The following is a 19,902-nucleotide window of genomic DNA, read 5'->3' on the forward strand; positions in this document are numbered from 1 at the left end:
TGGTCTTGCGCATATTGTCATGCGGGACGAGGTCGTAGGAGCCCTGTTCGAACAGACGCAGCACATCCCCCTCCCCCTTGAGGGGAGGGTGGCCGGCCACAGGCCGGTCGGGTGGGGTCGGTTCGACTGGGCTCGACGGCACAGGGGTGCCTCCTGAGGCAACCCCCTCTCTCGACTTCGTCGACATCTCCCCCTCGAGGGGGGAATTTGGCGCATAGCTTTCACCGTCGGCATAGATCCACGCGACGGCAGCGCCGACCGCGATATCGACACCTTCCTTGCCGCTGACATCGCGCAGCACGCCGCTGGCCGGCGCGTCGATTTCCATCGCCGCCTTGTCGGTCTCGATCTCGAACAGCACATCGCCCTTCTTGACGTGCGCGCCTTCCTCGGCGAACCAGCGCGAGATCTGTCCGGTCGCCATGTCCATGTCGACCTTGGGAAGAATGACTTCGGTCGGCATTGCTCAGCGAATCCCTTTCACGAGGTCGCGCGCAGCGGTGATGATGTCGGGAATTTGCGGCACCGTCGCCTTCTCGAGCTCCGGATTATAGGGGATCGGCGTTTCGGCGCCGCCCAGCCGCACGATCGGCGCATCGAGATAATCGAACGCCTCGCTCTCGGCGATCATGGCGCTGACCTCGGCGCCGATGCCCAGCGTCTTGACCGCTTCGTAGACGCATAGCAGCCGCGACGTTTTCTTGACGCTGTCGATGAGGGTATGCTTGTCCATCGGCCGGATGGTGCGGAGATCGACGACTTCGACGTCGATGCCTTCGCTCTCCAGTGCGGCAGCCGCGTCGAGCACTTTCTGCACCATGATCGAGGTGGCGACGATGGTGAGATCCCGGCCCTCGCGGCGGATATCGGCCTTGCCGATCGGCACGGTGTAATAGCCTTCGGGCACCGGTCCCTTCATCTTGTAGAGCAGCTTGTGCTCGAAGATCATCACCGGATCGGGATCGGCGACCGCCGCCAAAAGCATGCCCTTGGCATCATAGGGGGTCGCCGGCTGGATGACTTTCAGACCCGGCACATGGCCGAGCCAGGCCTCGAGGCTCTGGCTGTGCTGAGCCGCCGCGCCGGTGCCGGAGCCGGCGGGAAAGCGCATCACCACGGGAACCGAAACCTCGCCGCCCAGCATGAAGCGCATCTTGGCCGCCTGGTTGACGATCTGCTCCATGGCTAGCGTGGCGAAATCGGAAAACTGGAACTCGAAGATCGGCCGCATGCCCGTGAGGGCAGCCCCCACCGCGACGCCCGCGCCGCCCAATTCCGAAATCGGCGTGTCGATGACGCGGTCAGCGCCGTAACGTTCGACCAGGTCGCCGGTGACCTGGAAGGCGCCGCCATAGACACCGATATCTTCGCCCATCAGGAAAACGCGTTCGTCCATGTCCATGGCGATCGCCATGGCTTCCTGGATCGCCTGGGCGTAGCTCAGTTCACGCACCATCGCGTCCATCACGCCTGCTCCGTATACACGTAATTTCCGGTCTCGCTGATATCGGGCGATGGGCTCGCCTTGGCGAACTCGATGCCCTCGGCGATCTCTTGCGCCACGGAATCGCGAATGGCCTCGATGCCCTTGTCGTCGATGAAGCCGAATTCCCTGAGCTCGCTTTCGAACAGGGTGATCGGATCGCGGTTCGACATCCAGTCCTCGATCTCTTCCTTGGTGCGATAGCGGTTGCGGTCGCTCTTGGAATGGCCGCGATGGCGGTAGGTCTTGGACTCGATCAGCGTCGGCCCCTCGCCGGCGCGGGCTCGGGCGATAGCCTGATGAGACGCCTCGGCGACCTCGGAGAAGATGTTGCCGTTGACGATGACGCCCGGCATCGAATAGGCGGCGGCGCGCTCGGCGATGTTCTTGACCGCGGTCGAGCGGGCTGTCGATGTGGACATGCCGTAGCCATTGTTCTCGCAGACGAAAATGACGGGCAGCTTCCAGACCGCCGCCATGTTGAGGGCCTCGTGGAAAGCGCCTTCATTGTTGGCGCCATCGCCGAAGAACGAGACCACGACCTTGCCGGTCTTCATCATCTTGGAGGACAATGCCGCCCCGACGGCGATCGGGATGCCGCCGCCGACGATGCCATTGGCGCCGAGATTGCCCTTGCCGACATCGGCGATGTGCATCGAGCCGCCACGGCCCTTGCAATAGCCTGTGGTCTTGCCGAAGAACTCGGCGAACATGCGCTTGACCTCGGCGCCCTTGGCAATGCAGTGGCCATGACCGCGATGCGTCGAGGTGATCTGGTCATCCTCGGCAAGCGGCATGCAGATGCCCATGGCGCTGGCTTCCTGGCCGATCGACAAATGCATGGTGCCGTGGATGAGGCCGCGCGTGTAGCACTCCTCCGCGCCCTCTTCGAAGCGGCGGATCAGGTACATCTTATGGAGCACCTGCTTGAGCTGCTCGGCGCTGTATTGGCGGTAGACGAAGGGCAGATTGGCGCGACTGTCAGTGACGGCTTTGCTGGCTGTGGCCATGATCACGCTCCCACGGACCCATAGACGAGCTTGTCCTGGCGGGCGCGCAGTTCGGCGATCTTGGAGCCCGCCGCGGGCGCTGCATTCGCGTAGGTTATGAGCTCGCCCTTCTTGATCGGCGCGGTGACCGAGCCGCCCTGCAGCAGGCCGCAGGGAATGGCCTTGGCGGCGCGCGCCTCAGGCGTCGTCATGATCCAGGCACGATAGCAATATTCGCCGATCGCATCGAGCTTCTCGCCGGGCTTCATGTCCTTCTTGGCCACGGCGGCGACTTCGGCCACCGGTTCGGCCAGCGGCACCATGTCGGCCTTGCCGTAGAGCACGACGCGCGCGCAGGTCAGCGGCACTTCGAGCGAAGTCAGGTGATAGGGACGATGGAAAGTGAAATACGGGCCTTTGCCCATCTTCAAATCTTCCATGCGCTCGGAAATGCGCGGATGCGACATGTCTGCAACGACGAAGACGCCGGGCGCGACACCCTTGCCGATCGAATAGTCGACGACGCCGACCCTCGACAGCACGCCGCCATCCTTCTGCGGCACCAGCACCTTGGACAGTTCGCCAAGCGTCGCCGCCGGGCCATGCATGCCGGCCTTGTCTGGAACCAGGCCGGTGGCATTGGCGATCGCCGCCATCTCGACCATGGTCTTGGAGCCGTCGACGAATTCGACCAGCATGCGCACATTCATGTGCCGGCGCTTGGCTTCCTCCTCATAGTCTGGGGGAATGGCGTCGATGTTGAGCGGATTGTTCTTGCCCTTGCCGGCGGCAACGATCGGATGCCCCATGGCCGAAACGAACTCGATCAGTTCCATGCAGGAGGACGGCTCATCGCCGGCGCCCAGCGAATAGGTGACGCCGAGCCGGTCGGCCTCGCTCTTCAGATAGGCGCCGATGGTGACGTCGGCCTCGACATTCATCATCACCAGATGCTTGCCATGTTCCATGGCGCGCAGCCCGATCTCGGCGCCGACGGCGGGAACCCCGGTGGCGTCGATGACGACGTCGATCAGATCATTGTTGATGACAAGGCTGGCATCGTTGGTGACCGCCACCTTGCCGGCCTCCATCGCCGCCGTCATCCCCGACGCGTTCGACACCTCGCGCGCATGCCCGGTTTCCTGGAAGGCGATATCGACGGCCTTGCTGGCGGCAGGCAGGTTCAGTTCGGAAATGGCGCCGATCTCGATGCCTGACATATGAGCGACACGAGTGACGATGTCGGTTCCCATCTCGCCCGAGCCGATCAGGCCGATGCGGATAGGCTTGCCCGACTTGGCGCGTTCCTCGAGATCGCGGGCAAGGCCCGTCAACGAAACATTGGAAGCCATACCGCTCGTTCCTCCCATAATGCAGGCTTGTTCGATTGCCTGACGGGTATTGAACATCTGTATTTCTGTCAAGACTAATGTCCAGATTCACGTGCTTTTTGGGCACTTTCACCACAGTCCAGCGGGACGAAAAAGAGGCTGGAAAACCTGATGCAGCGCAGTCGCCGTCAGTGCGCGGATGGGCATCGGTTGGGATCGTTCAGCTCAGCAAAGGCGCAGCCTGTTGCGCTGCCGTGCAATAGGCCGGCGCAGGCGACTGGCGGCATCTTGGCCCTCGCGGGAAGTCCTGCTCAGTGTTCCGCGAAGCCGCCACGGGCAACCCGCCGCGTCGATCGGAACATCATGGAAATGCACGACCACGCCATCCGCATCGATCAAGACCACGGCATAGGCGGGTGCTTTTCTGCTAGCGCCCAGCGGCACCAGCCGGCAAACGGAACGCTTGGATTACCCTCTACTGTGCCGTCCAGCCGCCGTCCATCGGTAAGGTCGTGCCGGTGATCTGCCTGGCCGCGTCCGAACACAGGAACAGCGTCAACGCAGCAAGCTCATCGACGGTGACGAATTCCTTGGTCGGCTGGGCTGCGAGCAGCACATCGTGCTTGACCTGTTCCTCGGTCATGCCGCGCGCCTTCATGGTGTCGGGAATCTGCCTTTCGACCAGTGGGGTCCAGACATAGGGTGGGCGACGCCTATTTGGCGATCTCGAGCAGGGACGATACCAGAAGCTCTCGCTCGTCTTTCGACAGGACATCCGAATCGAAGAGGTTCATGCTGCGCAATCCCTCGATGGCGAGATAGCAGATCAACAGCGATTTGAGATCCGGCGTCTCACCTTTCAGCCGCTCGAAAAGCTGCCTCTTGAAGGTCTTTATCGGCATCATGAAATCGGGATTCTCGGCGATTGCCGAGAAAATCCAGGACGCCGACGGCTGCTTTTCCTCGCAATCATTGGCGGACAGCCTGATGTAGACGGCCAGGGGATTTTCGTCCTTGTCATTTGTGCGGGCGGCTTCCAGTGCGTGCTCGAACTCACGCAGATAGCCTTCGACCAAACCTTGCATCAATTTGGCCTTGGTCGGGAAATTGTAGAGGAGCCCTCCCTTGGACACGCCGGCACGGCTGGCTACGGCATCCAGCGACAGGCTGCCTGGTCCGGATTCCCGGGCAACATCAGCCGCCGCGGCGAGAATCTTCTCGCGCGAATTCGGTCTTTGGGCTCTCATGGGGCCTCCCATCGCAAGCTTAGGCCCAATTGACAAGACCGTCCAGACGGTACAGGAAGACCGCCATTATTTGAAATCGGGACCCGCAGTCGATATGTGTCCCGATATCCGCGCTTCGCGCCGGATTTCGACTGAGGGGACTTCCTTGTTCAAGCGCATACTCCGTATCTTTATCATTGTTCTGGTTCTGGCTCTGCTCGTCGTTGTGGTCGGCGGCATCGTCGGCTTCAACTTCCTGCGCGACAACGGCATCAAGCAGTACTTCGCATCGATGAAGCCGCCGGCGGCAACCGTTTCGACGACCATCGCCAAGCCTTCGGCCTGGACGCCAGGCGTCGAGGCGATCGGTACGGTCAGGGCTGTGCGCGGTGTCGACCTGACGGTCGAGACCACCGGGATCGTCAAGGACATCCTTTTCCATGCCAACCAGAAGGTGGCCGACAATGCGGTTCTGCTGCAGCTCGATGACGCCGTCGAGCGCGCCGATCTCGACGCCCAGAAAGCGCAGGCCGCGCTCGACCAGACCTCGCTGGCCCGCGCCATCGAACTGACCAGGCGTGGCGTCGGCTCCGACTCGACGCTGGACACGGCGCGTGCGGCGGCCTCGGCCTCGGCATCTCAGGTCACCAAGCTGCAGGCCGTACTCGAGCAGAAGCAGCTGACGGCGCCTTTCGGCGGCACGGTGGGCATTCCGAAAATCGATATCGGCCAGTATCTGGCGCCCGGCACCGCCGTGGTGACATTGCAGGACCTCGATACGATGCGGGTCGATTTCTCGGTTCCCGAACAGCAACTCGCCTTGCTCAAGATCGGCCAGACGATTCGATTGGGCCTTGGCGGTGAGGACAGGCCATTCGCAGGCGCCATTCGCGGCATCGACCCGAAGATCGACTCGTCCAGCCGGCTGGTGAACATCCGGGCGGAAGTCGCCAATCCCGATGGCAAGCTGACCCCCGGCCAGTTCGTGCAGGTGCGTGTCGAACTGCCCGAAGAGCAGAACGTGCTGACGCTGCCGCAGACGGCGCTGACGACCAGTCTCTATGGCGACTACATCTTCGTGGTGCAGCCGGCCAAGCCTGCCGAGGCGGCCCCAGCCAAGCCGGAGGAAAAACCCGCCGCGCCGTCAGCCGACAAATCGGCGGAAGCCAAGCCTGCGGACACCAAGCCGGCCGATGCCATGAAGCCGGCGGCTGATGCAGCCAAGCCTGCCGCCGATGCGGCAAAACCAACCGACAAGGCTGCCGATCCGGCCAAGCCGGCGGCGGAAGGTGACAAGCCCGCGCTCGTGCTGTCGCAGGTGTTCGTCAAGCCCGGCCGCCGCAATCAAGGCATGGTCGAGATCGTCGAGGGGCTGAAGGCCGGCGACGAGGTCGTCACCGCCGGCCAGAACCGCCTCTTCAACGGCATGTCCGTCGTTGTGGACAACACCATCGACCCGACCAAATCGGCGAACAAGCAGGCCGAACAGCAATGAGTTTTTCAGATCTCTTCATTCGCCGGCCTGTTCTTTCGACGGTCCTTGCTTGCATGATCCTGCTCCTGGGTTTCCAGGGCATCTTCAACCTGTCGATCCGGCAGTATCCGAAGGTCGATGAAACCGCGATCACCATCACGACGGCCTATCCAGGCGCCAGCGCCGATCTGATCCAGGGCTTCATTTCTGCCCCGATCGCCCGCGCCGTCGCCTCGACCGAAAACATCGATTACGTCACCTCGTCCAGCCGCCCGTCCTCCAGCACCGTGACCGTGCAGATGAAGCTCGGCTCGAACCCCGACGTCGCGCTGACCGAAGTCCTGTCCAAGGTCCAAGGCGTGCGCGGCACCTTGCCGGACGCATCGAAGGACCCTGTCATCGTCAAGGGCACCGGCCAGCAGTTCGCGATGATGTACATCTCGATGCAGAATCCGAACATGACGAAGGAGCAGCTGACGGAGTATATCGAGCGCGTCATCAGACCGCGCATGTCGACGGTCGAAGGCGTCGCCGACGTGCAGATCTTCGGCGCCCAGGAATACTCGATGCGCGTCTGGATCGATCCGGTCAAGCTTGCCGCGCGCGGCGTGACGGCCTCCGAACTGCTGACGGCGATCAACAATTCCAACTTCCTGTCGGCGCCCGGCAACACCCAGAACGAGTATGTCGTTTCCTCGATCACCGTGCGCTCGACATTGCAGACGCCGGAGGCATTCGCCGAGCTGCCGCTGCGCTCGACTGACGGCAATGTGGTGCGGTTGCGCGACGTGGCTCGCGTCGAACTGGCGGCCGAGAACACCGACACCCGGGTCTCGTTCAACGGCAAACCCGGCACCTTCCTCGCCATCTTCCCGACGCCGGCGGCCAATCCGCTGACCACGGCGGCTGCGCTCACCAAGCTGGTGCCGCAGATTCAGGAGACGCTGCCGAAAGGCATGACGATCGAGGTCGTCTACGACGCGACCGGGCAGATCAGCGCTTCAATCGAAGAGGTGTTCAAGACCATCGCCGAGGCGGTTGCCATCGTCATCGTCGTCATCCTTCTGTTCCTTGGCTCCTTCCGGTCGGTGATGATGCCGATCATCACCATCCCGTTGTCGCTGATCGGCGTCTGTTTCCTTTTGTTTGCGGTGGGCTATTCGATCAACCTGCTGTCGCTGCTGGCCATGGTGCTGGCGATCGGCCTGGTCGTCGACGACGCCATCGTGGTGGTGGAGAACATCCATCGCCATATGGAAGAAGACCACATGTCGCCGATGCAGGCCGCGTTCAGCGGTATGCGCGAAATATCGTCGGCCATCATTGCCATGACCATGACACTGGCCGCCGTGTTCGCGCCGCTGGCCTTCACCGGCGGCCTGACCGGCGCATTGTTCCGTGAATTCGCGGTCACGCTCGCCGGCTCAGTGGTGCTGTCGGGCGTCATCGCCATCACCATCACCCCGATGATGTCGGCACGCCTCCTGAAGTCCGGCACGCCGGGCCGTTTCCAGCGCATTGTCGACGGCGCCTTCGCGCGCGTCGAGCATGTCTATGAACGCGCCGTCACCGGGTCGCTCAATTATCGCCCATTGACGCTGATCATCGTGCTTGCGCTTGTCGGCGTCACCGGCTTCATGTTCACCAAGACCTCGAGCGAACTGGCGCCGGAAGAGGACCAGGGCTTTCTGCTCTCGATCGTGACAGGGCCGCGTTATGCGACCTCCGATTACACCGAGACATACGTCAACCAGATCCTCGGTCTGGTGAAGGATATTCCCGAAACACGGGCGCAGTTCTCGGCCGTCGCCTTCGGCGGCACGACAAACAGTGCCTTCGTCGGCTATGCCTTCAAGGATTGGGCGGAACGCAAGCGCAATTCGAAGGAACTGCAGGCCGACATCACGGCCCGTATCGCCAAAGTGGCCGGCGTCGAGGCCTTCGTCTTCGCGCCGCCGACGCTGCCCGGCTCTGGTGGCGGCCTGCCCATTTCCATGGTGGTCCGATCGACCGGCGCTTCCTCGGAAGTGTACGAGGTGGCCGAGCAGATCAAGAACAAGGCGCAAGCCTCCGGCCGCTTCATCGTCGTGCAGAATTCGATGGCCTATGACGCACCGGAGGTGACGGTGACCATCGACCGTGATCGCGCCGCGGCGTTGAACCTGCCGATCGCCGATATCGGCCGCACGCTGACCTTGCTGGTCGGCGGCGCCGAAGTGGCGCAGTTCGACCGTGACTCCAACAGCTACGACATCATCCCGCAGGTGCCGCAGGAGTTTCGCGACAACCCCGATAAGCTCGGCGAATACTTCGTGCGCAGCGTGACGGGCGAGATGGTGCCGCTCTCGGCGGTGGTCAAGATTTCGAACAATGCGGCGCCGGCGGCAATCGAGCAGTTCAACCAACTGAATTCGTCGACGATTTCGGCGCTCCCGCTGCCCGGCGTCACCACCGGCGACGGGCTGAAGGCGCTGGAGGACATCGCCAAGGAGAGCCTGCCCGACACCTTCTTCCTCGACTATTCCGGTCAATCGCGACAGGAAAAGGAACAGGGCAACACCATCCTGATCGCTTTCGCGGCGGCCGTTGTCGTCATCTATCTGGTGCTGGCGGCGCAGTTTGAAAGCTTTCGCGACCCGCTGATCATCATGATGGCGGTGCCGCTGTCGATCTTCGGCGCGATCGTGCCGCTCAATCTGGGCCTCGGCACGCTCAACATCTACACGCAGGTCGGCCTGATCACACTGATCGGTCTGATCACCAAGCACGGCATCCTGCTGGTCGAGTTCGCCAACCAGCAGCGTGAAAAGCATGGCATGCGACGGCGCGACGCCATCATCGCCTCGGCCAAGGTGCGCCTGCGGCCGATCCTGATGACGACGGCGGCGATGGCGCTCGGCGTGGTGCCGCTGATCACGTCCAGCGGCGCTGGTGCCGCGGCCCGCTATTCGATGGGCCTGGTCATCTTCACCGGCATCCTGGTCGGAACCCTGTTCACGCTCTTCGTCGTGCCCATGTTCTACACCTTCATCGCCAGCAAGGACCTGCCTCATTTGGCGGAGAAGCCGGATCCCAAGCTGATGCCGGCACTGCCGAGCTAGGGTGGGGCTTCCTGCCCGGAAATGCGCAGGACAAATGCAAAAGAAAAGAGGCCGGAAACTTTCCGGCCTCTTTTCTTTTTGGCTGGGCTCGATACCGCCGGTTTGAGCTGTACGCAATACCTCGGTTCGAGCTGTGCTCGATACCGCAGCGTTTTCCGGTGGGAGCCTCGAGGCGCGCCAGCATGCTGACACGCCACCGTTTCCAGCCTGCTACTTGACGATGACGATGCTGGTGTTGGTCGCCCCGAAGGTTTCGACGAGCTGGTAGAAATCGGCGGCGTTGTCGGGGTGCAGCCGCACGCAGCCATGCGAGGCCGGCTGGCCGAGGCGCTTGATCGCATAGGTCGCGTGCACCGCATAGCCGCCGCTGAAGAAGACCGAGTGCGGCATCGGGGCGTTGTCGTATTTCTTCGAATACCACATTTCATGCATGCGGGTCGGCTTGAACGAGCCGGTCGGCGTCACATGGGCCCGGTCGCCGGTGGAGACTTTCCAGGCGAAGGTCGGCCGGCCGTCGACGGAGACTTCCATGATCTGCTGCGAAAGCGAAACGCGCGCCACGACCTTGTTGGCGGCGTGCGCCGCACCCGAGCCGGCGCCGAGCAGCAGTGCTGCACCAGTCAGGGCAGCGGCGGTGATGTTGATAAGCTTGGCGGAAATGGCGGTATGCATGATGAAGTCCCCTCTCTCTGCCGGTTGGGCCGGCTCCAATTCGATGGCCGCTTATCCTAACGTCATGTTTCGAGAAGATTTCGCAAAATGCTCGCTTCTGTTTCGAATTTGTTTCCACTGGTTAACAAACGTCCCTCTTATAGATGGGTGGTGGAACACGCTCGGCAGGCCCCGCCAGCAAAGACCAGCGGCGGGAACATGAGTATCCGCCTCCAACGAAAGTGCGAATTGGCATCATGTGAAAGAACAGTCGTCGACATCGAAACCAACCTGCAACAAAGCGCGGCTCCAAGCGGCATGATCCGGATACGGGGTGCGAGCAAAGTTGACGCAACGAAAACAGCCGGAAACGAACATGGGAACGAAATCGAACGCGCTGTCCTGGCTTCTCAGGATCAGCATCGCGGCAGCGGCCATCGGCGGCGTCGGCACGGTTGCCGGCACCCCGCTGACAAGCCTCGGCGCCATGACATCAGGCGAGATTTCGACGCTGCATGCCGCACTGTTTTTCGCCACGGTCTGGATTGTTTCCAGCCTGCGCATCGCCCGGCTAAAGGCCCTCTGGCGGGTCGGCCTTAGGCTGACGGGTTTGCGCGGCGCCTCCGGCAACTTGCTGCCGAGAGGACCGAAGGCCCGCGCCGCGCGCCGCGACGGGGGGCTCCGTGGGCGGCGCGGGCACTTCGGGGGTATCCTGAAGCGACCCGCAACAGGTTCATTCTTGAAGAATTGGCATTTGGGGAACTGCGACGATGACAACGAAATTTGCCGCTTCGGTGCTGTCCGCACTGCTTTACGCCCAGGGCCTGCTCGGCTTTGCCGGCCTTGCCACCGTGCTGCTCAGGGACCGCGCCCATGCAAGCGAACTCACCATGGGCAGTGACATGCCGGTGGGGCCATCGCTTCTGCTGGTACGCTGAGCGTCAAGAGCATCGGGCCCAGAGATGGAAAATCCGATGCCTGACAAAAGGGATTGCGCCAGTACCCGGCGGTCAGTCGGCGAACTGTCGCGGCGGATCGAACCGGTAGCCGGCGCCACGTATTGTGGTGATGGTGTCGGTGTCGAGCTTGCGGCGCAGCCGCACGATGCGCGAATCGATCGAGCGATCGAAGGCGTCGGCGTTTTCGGCCGGTGCCGCGGCGATGATGTCGTCGCGCGTGAGCACCTTGCGCGGACTGGCCAGGAACAACCTGAGCAGCGCCACCTGGCCGGGCGAAAGCTGTTCCTCGGAGCCGGAGCGATGCATGACCATGGCCGATCTCAGATCGACGGTCGCGTTCTCCAGCACGATGAGTTCCTGGGTGCCCCTGCCGCGGCGCGAAAGCAGGCCGCCCACACGAGCGGCCAGTTCACGGACATTGAGCGGGCTCTCGACAACGTCGGCCGCACCAAGCTCCAGCGCCAGCACCTTGTCGACAAGATCGGCCGGCCGGCAGATCAGGATGAAATCCGGCCCGCCCTCGCCGCCTCCTCCTTGGCCGCCATAACGTCTGAGCAGGTCGCGCCCCTCCGCCTGGCTGAGGCTGTCGCCGACGACGACGACGTCGATGCCCTTTCCCGACAGCAGCGATTCGGCCTCCCAGGGCTGGCGCGCCTGATGCACGTCGTGGCCGCGCCGCTCGAGATGGTCGGCGAGCTCGGTCGCCACCACTTCGGCTACCGAAACGAGCGCAATAACGGATCGTGCGGCCATATTTTCCAACCGTTCCCTGGCAACCCGGATATGAGTGCTGGACATGATGTTTATACCCAATCTACTTTCCACTGAAAGTGGGAGCGAAAGCATCGTGCGGGCAAGAATTGTCATCGTCGAGGATGAGCCCGACCTCAGGGACGCGGTCGCCGAATATCTTGGCGCATCCGGCTATGACGTGGCCACCGCTGAAAGTGCCGCCGCAGCGCGCAGCCTCGTTGAAACGCAATCGTTTCATCTCGCCATTCTCGACATCGCCATGCCCGGCGAGGACGGCCTCTCGCTCGGCCGCTGGCTGCGTTCGAAACTGCCGATCGGCATCATCTATGCCACCGCGGCCGGCACCGCGCTCGACCGTATCGTCGGGCTGGAACTCGGTGCCGACGACTACATCGTCAAGCCCTACGAATTGCGCGAAGTGCTGGCCAGGGTCCGCAGCGTGTTGCGCCGCGTTCCCCAGCCGAAGGAGCTCCAGGACAAGAAGGCCGGGACGGATCGCCGTTCCGTTGCCTTCGGGCCCTTTCAGGCCGATCTCGACGGCAGGCTGGTCACCGGTGCCAATGGCGCGGTGATCGACATGGCCAAGAGTGAGTTCGACGTGCTGGAGATTTTCCTCACCCGCGCCAACCGGCTGCTGACCCGCGCCGCTATTTCCGAGGCGATCGGTTTCACCGAAGATCCGGAATCGTCGCGCGCCGTCGACATCCGCATCATGCGGCTGCGCAAAAAGATCGAGGCCGATCCCGCCAATCCGAAATTCCTGCGCACGGTGCGCGGCGAGGGCTATATCTTCTCGCTGCCGGCCGGCGACGGCAACTGAGCACCGGGCCGGAAGGATTCGGTTGCTCGCCAGCCGAAATTGGCACGACTCCGAATTGGCGCGACTCCGGAATGACAGCACAAGATGATCGCTGAAGCAGCAAGCACCGATATGCAAGGGTTCAGGCAGGGCGCGGCGATGGCGGCCGTGCGTGTCGTTCGTCGGCTGCGCGAGGCAGGCGACTGGCAGCGTGAGATGGACGGCATACTGGAGGCGCTTTGCCGGGCCATGGATTGCCAGCGCGGCATCCTGTTTCGCTTGCGCGAACTGCCAGGCCAGGGCTTCGCCCAATCCGTCGCCGCCTACTGGATCGATCCTCTTTTCGGCGGCGAACTGGCGTCGCCAACCGTCATCATGCAATCGATCGTCAATTCCGACCCCCTGCTGGAGCGGCTTGCCGAGGACGAGAGGCAAGGCAAGATCTTCGCCGGCCATACGCGCGACCTCGAAGGCTTCCTGAGGACCGATTTCGAGAAGCAGAACATCAAGTCGTTCCTCTCGGTCTCGGTCTTCGCGCATGGCCATCTCTGGGGCACGCTGGCGGTCAATGACTGCGTCAGCGAGCGTGCATGGACCGACGAGGAAGAGGCGACGCTGCACATCATCGCGCTCGCTATCGGCGACGCTATCGAGCGCTCGCCATCCGACGCCCATGCCAGCGAGGTCATTCGCCGCACTATGCTGCAGGCCTCGCTCGATGCCATCGTCGTCATCGACGAGACCGGCTCGATCATCGAATTCAATCCGGCCGCCGAGAAGATGTTCGGCTTCCAGCGCAGCGACATTCTCGGCAAGGACCTGCTCGATACGATCGTGCCGATCTATTACCGCAAGGGCTATGCTTCGGGGGCCGAATACATGTCCGGCCGCGGCGCGCCGATGGTCGGCCAAAGGCTCGAGACGGTGACCCAGAATGCCGCCGGCGAAGTGTTCCCGATCGAGCTGACGGCGACCGAGATGCGGGTCGCCGACCGCCGCCTGATCTTCGGCTCCATCCGCGACCTGCGCGACAAATTGCGTGCGGAGGAAGAAATCGGCCGGCAGCGCGAGAAGCTGCACCAGAACGAGAAGATGGCGGCGATGGGTTCGTTGCTGGCCGGCGTATCGCACGAGCTCAACAATCCCCTGGCAGTGGTTGTGGCGCAATCGACGCTGCTGCACGAATTCGCTTCCGATCCGCAGACCAAGGTGCGCGCCGAGAAGGTGCGCGCCGCGGCCGAGCGCTGCGGCCGCATCGTCAAGAGCTTCCTGTCGATGGTCCGTCTCCATCCCGCGGCACAGGCCGAGACCGACCTCAACCAGGTGATCCGGTCGGCACTCGAAGTGACCGCCTATGGCGCCCGCTCAAGCGGCATCGTCATCGACACCGATTTCGCCGCCGGCCCGCTGCTGGCCATGGCCGACGCCGACCATGTGACGCAGGTAGCGGCCAACTTCCTCATCAACAGCCAGCACGCCTTGGCTGGCATTGCCGGTGACCGGCTGATCAAGGTGCGGACGTTCCGCAGCGACCGCGGTCACCCCTGCTTCTCGGTCGAGGACAATGGGCCCGGCGTGCCGGAAGCAATCCGCGGCCGCATCTTCGAATCTTATTTCACCACCAAGCCGGTCGGCGTCGGCACCGGCATCGGCCTGTCGATCTCGAAATCGATCATCGAGCGGCACAATGGCAATGTCTGGTTCGAGGAAGTGCTCCCGAGAGGTGCGCGTTTCGTCGTCCAGCTGCCGGCCATCGTGGCCGGCCTCGCCACCGCCGGCGACAACCAGCCGCGATCGAGCGGCCTGCGCCATGCCTTGATCATCGACGACGAGCCGGATGTCGCCGGCTCGCTCTCCGACATACTCGAACTGATGGGCATCAAGTCGCGGATCGTTCCTGTCTGGGAATCGGCCGCCGCCACTTTGAGCGGCCACATGCCGCCGGACATCGTCTTTTCGGACCTGCGCATGCCCGGCGTCAGCGGCATATCGGTCTATCGCGAGCTGCTCGCCGAAAAGCCTGACCTGGCGCGGCGTTTCGTGCTGGTTACAGGCGACCTGATCGGTGCGAAAGCCGAAATCGAGGCCCTGCCGTCACAGCAGCGGCCGCAGATCCTGGAAAAGCCGTTCAGCACGCTGGATGTGCGCAGTGTTCTGTCCGCCATTGCCGAACAGGCAGCCTTTAAAGGATAAAAAACAGGCCCCCGGGGGCGGGGGCCGAAGAAGAGCGCGCTGGAGGGAGCGCTCGGGGAGTCCAGAACATGATCCCAAAACGGGAACGGTTTCGGATCGTGCTACGACAAAATCAGAAAATATTCGGCGTGTCGGCCAAGGGTGCGGCAGTGGCGATCATGCGGATGGCGCGGCTCTTGTGTGTTCCGGACTGTTCGGCGATTGCGCGCAGGCAGTCGATACTCTCGGCACCCCAGGTCTGGCCCTTGCAGGCGAAGTCGGTCACCGGTACCGGCAGACGCGCGGTCCTGGTCGTCGTCTGCGCGCCGTCGATGAGATTGGACGGCGGATTCAACGAAGCGAAGGCCGGCCCGATTGTCGGCGTGAACGCCATGCCGACGAAGGCGCAAGCAGCCAGCACCATGAACATCGCCATGGGGTGGTCGCTGGCCCGCTGGCGCAGCGCCAGTTTCGGACGGCGGTCATTGCGCTCTGGAGCCTGAAGGCGGCTCTCGCCGCGGATCGTCTGGATTTTCGCATGCATTGCCTTCCCCTTCGCTGAGTTTCTTTTGGCGGTGAAATGAACTTATCCGCACTTTGTAACGACGATGGGGTGGCGAAGGACTGGCACTGTAACCAATTCGAAACAGCATTCGGGCGAAGTCGGGCAAAATCGGGCATAGCTTCGACGGCGCTCGGGCTCGAGGCGCAACCTGACCCGATCTTGCCAAACAGTTTTTCGAAAAGACCAGGCTCAGACCGGAGCTTGAAGCTCGGCAATGATCTTGTGCGCGGCGATACGCCCGGCAATGATGGCGCCCTCGACATACCCCGGAAACGACGGCGAGAGTTCTGAACAGGCGAGATACACCGGCGGTGCGCCGGCAAGGATCGTTCGCTCGGCATCTCTTGCTGTCACGTCGACAACAAGATCGCTGTACGCGCCGCCGCTCCAGCGATCTCCTACCCAGTCACGCAAACAGAAATCGATGACATCACCGGCACTCGGGCCAAGGGCTGCCTCCAACCGGCCGGTCACCTCCGCACGCAGTTCCGGCTCGCCGAGGTCGCGCCAGCGCAGCGCGAGCGACCCGCCGACGAACACGACGAGCGCGGCATGCTCCACATCCTTGCCGGCGTCGCAGGCAAACAGCCCCGGCGGATCGAGCCACATCACCATGCCGTTCAAATCCCGTCCGCGCCAAAACGGTTTGGCATAGCGCACCAGGATCTTGATAGCCGCGCCGCTTTTCCAGGCGCCGAGCGCCCGCCCCAGTCCAGCTGGCAAGGCGGGGGCAAAGGCGAGCTCCGTCACCGTCGCTGGCGGGACGGCAACCAGGACCGCGTGCGCCTCGATGGCACCCCCGGCCGAAACGACAAGAACACCTTGCGAACTGTGCTCGATGCGCGTGACCGGCTCGCTGAGCCGCAACCGATCGCCAAGGTCGCGGGCCAGATCGTCGGCCAGTGAATGCATGGTTTCGCGCACGAAATATTGCAGCTCCGGCACCTCGTTGGTGACGCGTCGGTCATTGTCGATCAGATACCAGAGAGGAATCTGATCCAGCGCCATGCACCAGAGACCTTCGATCATCGAACGGAAGACGGCCCTGGCGTCGGCCGAATCGCGCTGGCGGGCAAGCCAGTCGGCAACGGTCAGTCCGGCAATCGAGACGTCGTCCGGATCGATCCCGTTCATGCGCTCGCGGATTGCCATTGCCGCGTCATAGATCCGCTCTGCTCGTTGTACGGACATCGTCGGCTGGGTGATGAAATCGCCATCGACATAGGTTTCAACCAGCGTCTTGCCGCGCGCCTCGATCAGCGCCATCAATTCCGGCATGTCCTCGCACAGGAACTGGCCGCCACTATCGATCCGTTCGCCAAGTCCGTTCAGGCGGGACTCGACGCGTCCGCCGACGCGGTCGCGTGCTTCGAGCAGAATGAAATCGATGTCGGCCTTCTTCATCTCGAGCGCCGCCGACAGGCCTGTGAAACCCGCACCGACGATGACGACATCGGTTCGCTCGAATTCGCCGCCCTCATCCGTGAAGGTCTTCAGCATTGCCGGCTATCCACCCAATCGCATCCGGCTTCCACCGACGAAGTATGTCCTTGTCGACATATGCCGGCGGGCCGCACACGCCATGCCGCAGGCTGTCTCTAACCTATCGTTTTCTCGAGCATATTGAGCCAGTTGCGATAGGCGATTTTTTCGATCAGTGCGCGGCCGAAACCGCGTGCCGCCAATGCATCGATCAGCTTCGGCAGGCCGGCGACATCCCCGATGACGGCCGGGATCATGGCGCCGTCGAAATCGGAGCCAAGACCAACGCCGTCCTCACCCAGTGCCTGCAGCAGCGAATCGATATGCCGCACCATGATGTCGAGGCTTGTGTCGGCATTCATGCGACCATCCTCGCGCAGGAAGCCGGTTGCGAAGTTCAGCCCGACCATGCCGCCGGTTTCGCGAATCGCGCCGAGCTGCCAGTCGGTCAAGTTGCGCGAATGGCCGCAGATCGCGTGCACGTTGGAATGGGTCGCGACCAGCGGCGCATCGCTGAGCGCCGCGACATCGCGAAAGCCCTTCTCGTTGAGATGCGACAGGTCGATCATGATCTTCATCTGGTTGCAGGCCTTGACCAACGCCTTGCCGGCATCGGTCAGGCCGGGGCCGGTGTCGGGCGAGGACGGGAAGCGGAACGGCACGCCGTGGCCGAAGGCGTTCGGCCGGCTCCAGACGATGCCGAGCGAGCGCAGGCCGGCTTCATGCAGCACGTCGAGCATGGTGAGCTCGGGATCGATCGCCTCGACCCCTTCGATGTGGAACACCGCGGCGATCGAGCCTTGCGCCATGGCACCGCGCACATCGCCGGCGCTGCGGCAGACGGTGAGCGCTCCGGCCCGTTCCAGCCTGAACAGGATCGAGGCCATCGCGATGGTCGAGGTCAGCGCCTCATTGCGCGGAACCTCGGGCGGCAGCGGCTCGGCGGCACTCGGCGCCAGGGGCACGGCGCCGCGCCTGGATTTCTCGACAGGCGGCGGAAAGATGGCAAACATGCCGCCGGCGAAGCCGCCGGCTTTGGCACGCGGCAGGTCGATATGGCCGCCCGATTTCCCCTCTACGAACAGCTTTTCGACATCCGTGTCTTTCGACTGGTAGAGTCTGAGCAACGTATCGTTGTGGCCGTCGAAGACGGGAACGAGATCGGTTTCGGTCATAGGGGGATCATTCGGTTCGTTTGTCGGCAAGGGGCTGAGATATATCATATCGACTTAGGCAGGATGCGCTACCCGCACAAATGCCAAAGTCATCCCCGTGGGGATCGCAGCCGCTTTCCGCACCGTTTCCAAGCGACGAAACCCCTATTGCTTCAGCACGTCGGCCCATTCCTGATGGCGGCGAAACTGGGCGTTGGCGAACGGGCAGAGCGGGATGATCTTCTTACCCGCCGCACGCGCATCCTCGACGGCGCGGGTGACGAGGCGAAGCCCGGCACCCTGGCCGCGAAAGACGTCCGGCACCTCGGTGTGGTCGATGATGATCTGGTGCTCACCGATCTTGGTGAAGGTCATCTCGGCCTCGGCGCCATCGGGTCCACGCAGGACATAGCGGCCCTTGGAACCGCGATCCTCAAGTTCGATCTCAGGCAGTTGGTCAGGCATCGCTATGCTCCTTGGGCAGCATCGGCAAAGAACCGCCGTGCCGCCTCGATCTCGTTTGGCCGCACCTCGTGCCCGCCATCGTGCCATTCCACTGTGACATCGGCGCCGTCGGCACGCAAATATGCCTCGAGTCGCGTGGTCAGGTTCGGCGGGCAGATCGGGTCGCGCTTGCCGGCGGTCATCAGAATATGGCGGCCGGCGAGACTGCCCTTCACCTGCGGCTCGAACGGGATCAGCGGATGCATCAACACCGACGCGTCGAACAGCGCTGGAACCGCGAACACCACCGAGGCCAGGACATTCGCGCCGTTGGAATAGCCGAGACCCAGCACGGCCGATGGCTTCGCTGCTTCGACATGGACTTTGACGAAGCCCGCCATCCTGATCGTCGCCCGTGTCAGATCCTCCATATCGTAGACGCCCTCGTCGGTGCGGCGAAAGAAGCGCGCGGCACCTTGTTCGGACACATCGCCGCGCGGCGAGATGATGGTTGCCTGGGGCGCGAGATCGCGCCCCAGCGACAGAAGCTGGTTCTCATCGCCTCCAGTGCCATGGAAGACGAACAGCAGCGGACCGCCCGGCGAACCGGGCAGCAGCTTGTGGATGTAAGCGTCCTTGCTCATGACCTCAGCCTTCCAGTCTCTGCAGATGCTGTTCCAGATACAGCCGCAGGTGCTGGTGCTGCGACGGCAGCTTCAGCGCCTCGCCCAGATGAGCGGTATCCTCGTCGCGATCGAAACCCGGCTCGTTGGTGGCGACTTCGAACAGCACGCCACCCGGTGTGCGGAAATAGATCGCCCAGAAGTAGTCGCGATCGATCACCGGCGTCACGCCATAACCGGTGTCCATCAACGCCTTGCGTACCTCGAGCTGCCTGGCGCGGTTCTCGACCGCGAAGGCGACGTGATGGACAGAGCCGGCACCGAGATCGGCGAAGGCCGTGCTCGGCAGCGATTCGATGTCGATGACGTCGGCGCCATTGCCGTTCTTCACCGCCAGCCGCTTGAGATTGCTGGACTTGTCGACTTCCTCATAGCCCATGAACTTCAGCAGCTCCTCAGTGGCGCCACCGTCCTTCAGCCGAAGCGACACCGAGTGAAAGCCACGGATCGCCTCGTCCGTGGGAACACCGCCCTTCGCCCAGGGTGCTCTTGCGTCGGCCTTGTCCTCGACCAGCGCGAAACCGTCGCCATCCGGTCCGGCAAAGGCCAGACGCTTCTCGCCGAATGTCTCTTCACGCGACAGGCCGGTGACGCCCTCATCGGCAAAACGGCTTTCCCAATAGCCAAGCGTGCCTT

Annotated in this window: 19 protein-coding genes and 1 pseudogene; 5 read left to right on the top strand and 15 right to left on the bottom strand. The window is 63.0% G+C overall.

The window, feature by feature from the left end:
- The 6 genes and pseudogenes from EOB49_RS26805 to EOB49_RS26830 all read right to left on the bottom strand — a co-directional run.
- Positions 1–463, bottom strand: a 463-nt coding sequence (locus tag EOB49_RS26805; RefSeq protein ID WP_127382761.1) for a biotin/lipoyl-containing protein, incomplete at its 3' end; no start/stop codon positions are given.
- A gap of 3 nt (positions 464–466) precedes the next feature.
- Positions 467–1,465, bottom strand: a complete 999-nt coding sequence (locus tag EOB49_RS26810) for an alpha-ketoacid dehydrogenase subunit beta (RefSeq protein WP_127382762.1) — start codon at positions 1,463–1,465, stop codon at positions 467–469.
- Positions 1,465–2,493: a thiamine pyrophosphate-dependent dehydrogenase E1 component subunit alpha gene (locus tag EOB49_RS26815; RefSeq protein ID WP_127330357.1), complete on the bottom strand. Its 1,029-nt coding sequence runs from the start codon at positions 2,491–2,493 to the stop codon at positions 1,465–1,467. The genes EOB49_RS26810 and EOB49_RS26815 overlap by 1 nt, the downstream gene beginning before the upstream one ends.
- A 2-nt stretch (positions 2,494–2,495) precedes the next feature.
- Positions 2,496–3,824, bottom strand: a complete 1,329-nt coding sequence (locus EOB49_RS26820; RefSeq protein ID WP_127382763.1) for an NAD(P)H-dependent oxidoreductase — start codon at positions 3,822–3,824, stop codon at positions 2,496–2,498.
- Between the two features lie 454 nt (positions 3,825–4,278).
- A pseudogene (locus EOB49_RS26825) lies at positions 4,279–4,503 on the bottom strand (SDR family oxidoreductase); the annotation flags it as partial.
- Between the two features lie 13 nt (positions 4,504–4,516).
- The gene (locus tag EOB49_RS26830) at positions 4,517–5,050 is read right to left on the bottom strand and encodes a TetR/AcrR family transcriptional regulator (RefSeq protein WP_127382764.1); all 534 of its coding nucleotides are present in this window, start codon (positions 5,048–5,050) and stop codon (positions 4,517–4,519) included.
- Between the two features lie 145 nt (positions 5,051–5,195).
- Between EOB49_RS26830 and EOB49_RS26835 the strand changes: the two genes are divergently transcribed.
- Both EOB49_RS26835 and EOB49_RS26840 read left to right on the top strand, forming a co-directional pair.
- The gene (locus tag EOB49_RS26835; RefSeq protein WP_127382765.1) at positions 5,196–6,524 is read left to right on the top strand and encodes an efflux RND transporter periplasmic adaptor subunit; all 1,329 of its coding nucleotides are present in this window, start codon (positions 5,196–5,198) and stop codon (positions 6,522–6,524) included.
- Positions 6,521–9,604: an efflux RND transporter permease subunit gene (locus EOB49_RS26840; RefSeq protein WP_127272041.1), complete on the top strand. Its 3,084-nt coding sequence runs from the start codon at positions 6,521–6,523 to the stop codon at positions 9,602–9,604. Before EOB49_RS26835 ends, EOB49_RS26840 begins: the two co-directional genes overlap by 4 nt.
- Before the next feature lie 210 nt (positions 9,605–9,814).
- Here the strand turns inward: EOB49_RS26840 and EOB49_RS26845 are convergent, their stop codons facing one another.
- Positions 9,815–10,276 carry a L,D-transpeptidase gene (locus EOB49_RS26845; protein WP_127382766.1) on the bottom strand — a complete coding sequence of 154 codons (462 nt, stop codon included), beginning with the start codon at positions 10,274–10,276 and terminating at the stop codon, positions 9,815–9,817.
- Positions 10,277–10,510: 234 nt separating this feature from the next.
- Positions 10,511–10,819: a hypothetical protein gene (locus tag EOB49_RS36575; RefSeq protein ID WP_164781818.1), complete on the bottom strand. Its 309-nt coding sequence runs from the start codon at positions 10,817–10,819 to the stop codon at positions 10,511–10,513.
- Positions 10,820–11,025: 206 nt separating this feature from the next.
- On the opposite strand from EOB49_RS36575, the gene EOB49_RS26855 reads away from it, so the two are divergent.
- A complete protein-coding gene (locus EOB49_RS26855; RefSeq protein ID WP_127382767.1) occupies positions 11,026–11,193 on the top strand; it encodes a hypothetical protein in 168 nt (55 codons plus the stop codon).
- A gap of 72 nt (positions 11,194–11,265) precedes the next feature.
- On the opposite strand, the gene EOB49_RS26860 is transcribed toward EOB49_RS26855, so the two are convergent.
- The gene (locus EOB49_RS26860) at positions 11,266–11,967 is read right to left on the bottom strand and encodes a response regulator transcription factor (RefSeq protein ID WP_127271440.1); all 702 of its coding nucleotides are present in this window, start codon (positions 11,965–11,967) and stop codon (positions 11,266–11,268) included.
- A gap of 46 nt (positions 11,968–12,013) precedes the next feature.
- Between EOB49_RS26860 and EOB49_RS26865 the strand changes: the two genes are divergently transcribed.
- Positions 12,014–12,787 (top strand): response regulator transcription factor, encoded by a 774-nt coding sequence (locus EOB49_RS26865; protein WP_185929003.1) that lies wholly within the window; start codon positions 12,014–12,016, stop codon positions 12,785–12,787.
- An 84-nt stretch (positions 12,788–12,871) separates the two neighbouring features.
- On the top strand, positions 12,872–14,959 hold the full coding sequence (locus tag EOB49_RS26870; protein WP_164781819.1) for an ATP-binding protein: 2,088 nt from the start codon (positions 12,872–12,874) through the stop codon (positions 14,957–14,959).
- A 112-nt stretch (positions 14,960–15,071) separates the two neighbouring features.
- Here EOB49_RS26870 and EOB49_RS26875 read toward each other — a convergent pair whose 3' ends face one another.
- The 6 genes from EOB49_RS26875 to EOB49_RS26900 all read right to left on the bottom strand — a co-directional run.
- Positions 15,072–15,482, bottom strand: a complete 411-nt coding sequence (locus EOB49_RS26875) for a hypothetical protein (RefSeq protein WP_127271289.1) — start codon at positions 15,480–15,482, stop codon at positions 15,072–15,074.
- Positions 15,483–15,692: 210 nt separating this feature from the next.
- A complete protein-coding gene (locus EOB49_RS26880; RefSeq protein ID WP_127382768.1) occupies positions 15,693–17,003 on the bottom strand; it encodes a flavin monoamine oxidase family protein in 1,311 nt (436 codons plus the stop codon).
- Positions 17,004–17,101: 98 nt separating this feature from the next.
- Positions 17,102–18,160, bottom strand: coding sequence for a dipeptidase (locus EOB49_RS26885; protein ID WP_127382769.1), 1,059 nt, complete (start codon positions 18,158–18,160; stop codon positions 17,102–17,104).
- Between the two features lie 144 nt (positions 18,161–18,304).
- Positions 18,305–18,604: a GNAT family N-acetyltransferase gene (locus EOB49_RS26890; protein ID WP_127322535.1), complete on the bottom strand. Its 300-nt coding sequence runs from the start codon at positions 18,602–18,604 to the stop codon at positions 18,305–18,307.
- A 2-nt stretch (positions 18,605–18,606) separates the two neighbouring features.
- Positions 18,607–19,227, bottom strand: coding sequence for an alpha/beta hydrolase (locus EOB49_RS26895; RefSeq protein WP_127382770.1), 621 nt, complete (start codon positions 19,225–19,227; stop codon positions 18,607–18,609).
- A gap of 4 nt (positions 19,228–19,231) precedes the next feature.
- The coding region (locus tag EOB49_RS26900; RefSeq protein ID WP_127382771.1) for a VOC family protein at positions 19,232–19,902 on the bottom strand (671 nt) is incomplete at its 5' end.

The organism is Mesorhizobium sp. M7A.F.Ca.MR.148.00.0.0, assembly GCF_003997735.1.
GTDB lineage: Bacteria > Pseudomonadota > Alphaproteobacteria > Rhizobiales > Rhizobiaceae > Mesorhizobium.

What these genes read in the sequence shown, in the direction of transcription:
- EOB49_RS26810 (WP_127382762.1), bottom strand. Translation starts at nt 1,465, where the DNA reads ATGGACGCGATGGTGCGTGAACTGAGCTACGCCCAGGCGATCCAGGAA.
- EOB49_RS26815 (WP_127330357.1), bottom strand. Translation starts at nt 2,493, where the DNA reads ATGGCCACAGCCAGCAAAGCCGTCACTGACAGTCGCGCCAATCTGCCC.
- EOB49_RS26820 (WP_127382763.1), bottom strand. Translation starts at nt 3,824, where the DNA reads ATGGCTTCCAATGTTTCGTTGACGGGCCTTGCCCGCGATCTCGAGGAA.
- EOB49_RS26830 (WP_127382764.1), bottom strand. Translation starts at nt 5,050, where the DNA reads ATGAGAGCCCAAAGACCGAATTCGCGCGAGAAGATTCTCGCCGCGGCG.
- EOB49_RS26840 (WP_127272041.1), top strand. Translation starts at nt 6,521, where the DNA reads ATGAGTTTTTCAGATCTCTTCATTCGCCGGCCTGTTCTTTCGACGGTC.
- EOB49_RS26845 (WP_127382766.1), bottom strand. Translation starts at nt 10,276, where the DNA reads ATGCATACCGCCATTTCCGCCAAGCTTATCAACATCACCGCCGCTGCC.
- EOB49_RS36575 (WP_164781818.1), bottom strand. Translation starts at nt 10,819, where the DNA reads ATGCGCAGGCTGGAAACAATCCAGACCGTGGCGAAAAACAGTGCGGCA.
- EOB49_RS26855 (WP_127382767.1), top strand. Translation starts at nt 11,026, where the DNA reads ATGACAACGAAATTTGCCGCTTCGGTGCTGTCCGCACTGCTTTACGCC.
- EOB49_RS26860 (WP_127271440.1), bottom strand. Translation starts at nt 11,967, where the DNA reads ATGGCCGCACGATCCGTTATTGCGCTCGTTTCGGTAGCCGAAGTGGTG.
- EOB49_RS26865 (WP_185929003.1), top strand. Translation starts at nt 12,014, where the DNA reads ATGTTTATACCCAATCTACTTTCCACTGAAAGTGGGAGCGAAAGCATC.
- EOB49_RS26870 (WP_164781819.1), top strand. Translation starts at nt 12,872, where the DNA reads ATGATCGCTGAAGCAGCAAGCACCGATATGCAAGGGTTCAGGCAGGGC.
- EOB49_RS26875 (WP_127271289.1), bottom strand. Translation starts at nt 15,482, where the DNA reads ATGCATGCGAAAATCCAGACGATCCGCGGCGAGAGCCGCCTTCAGGCT.
- EOB49_RS26880 (WP_127382768.1), bottom strand. Translation starts at nt 17,003, where the DNA reads ATGCTGAAGACCTTCACGGATGAGGGCGGCGAATTCGAGCGAACCGAT.
- EOB49_RS26885 (WP_127382769.1), bottom strand. Translation starts at nt 18,160, where the DNA reads ATGACCGAAACCGATCTCGTTCCCGTCTTCGACGGCCACAACGATACG.
- EOB49_RS26890 (WP_127322535.1), bottom strand. Translation starts at nt 18,604, where the DNA reads ATGCCTGACCAACTGCCTGAGATCGAACTTGAGGATCGCGGTTCCAAG.
- EOB49_RS26895 (WP_127382770.1), bottom strand. Translation starts at nt 19,227, where the DNA reads ATGAGCAAGGACGCTTACATCCACAAGCTGCTGCCCGGTTCGCCGGGC.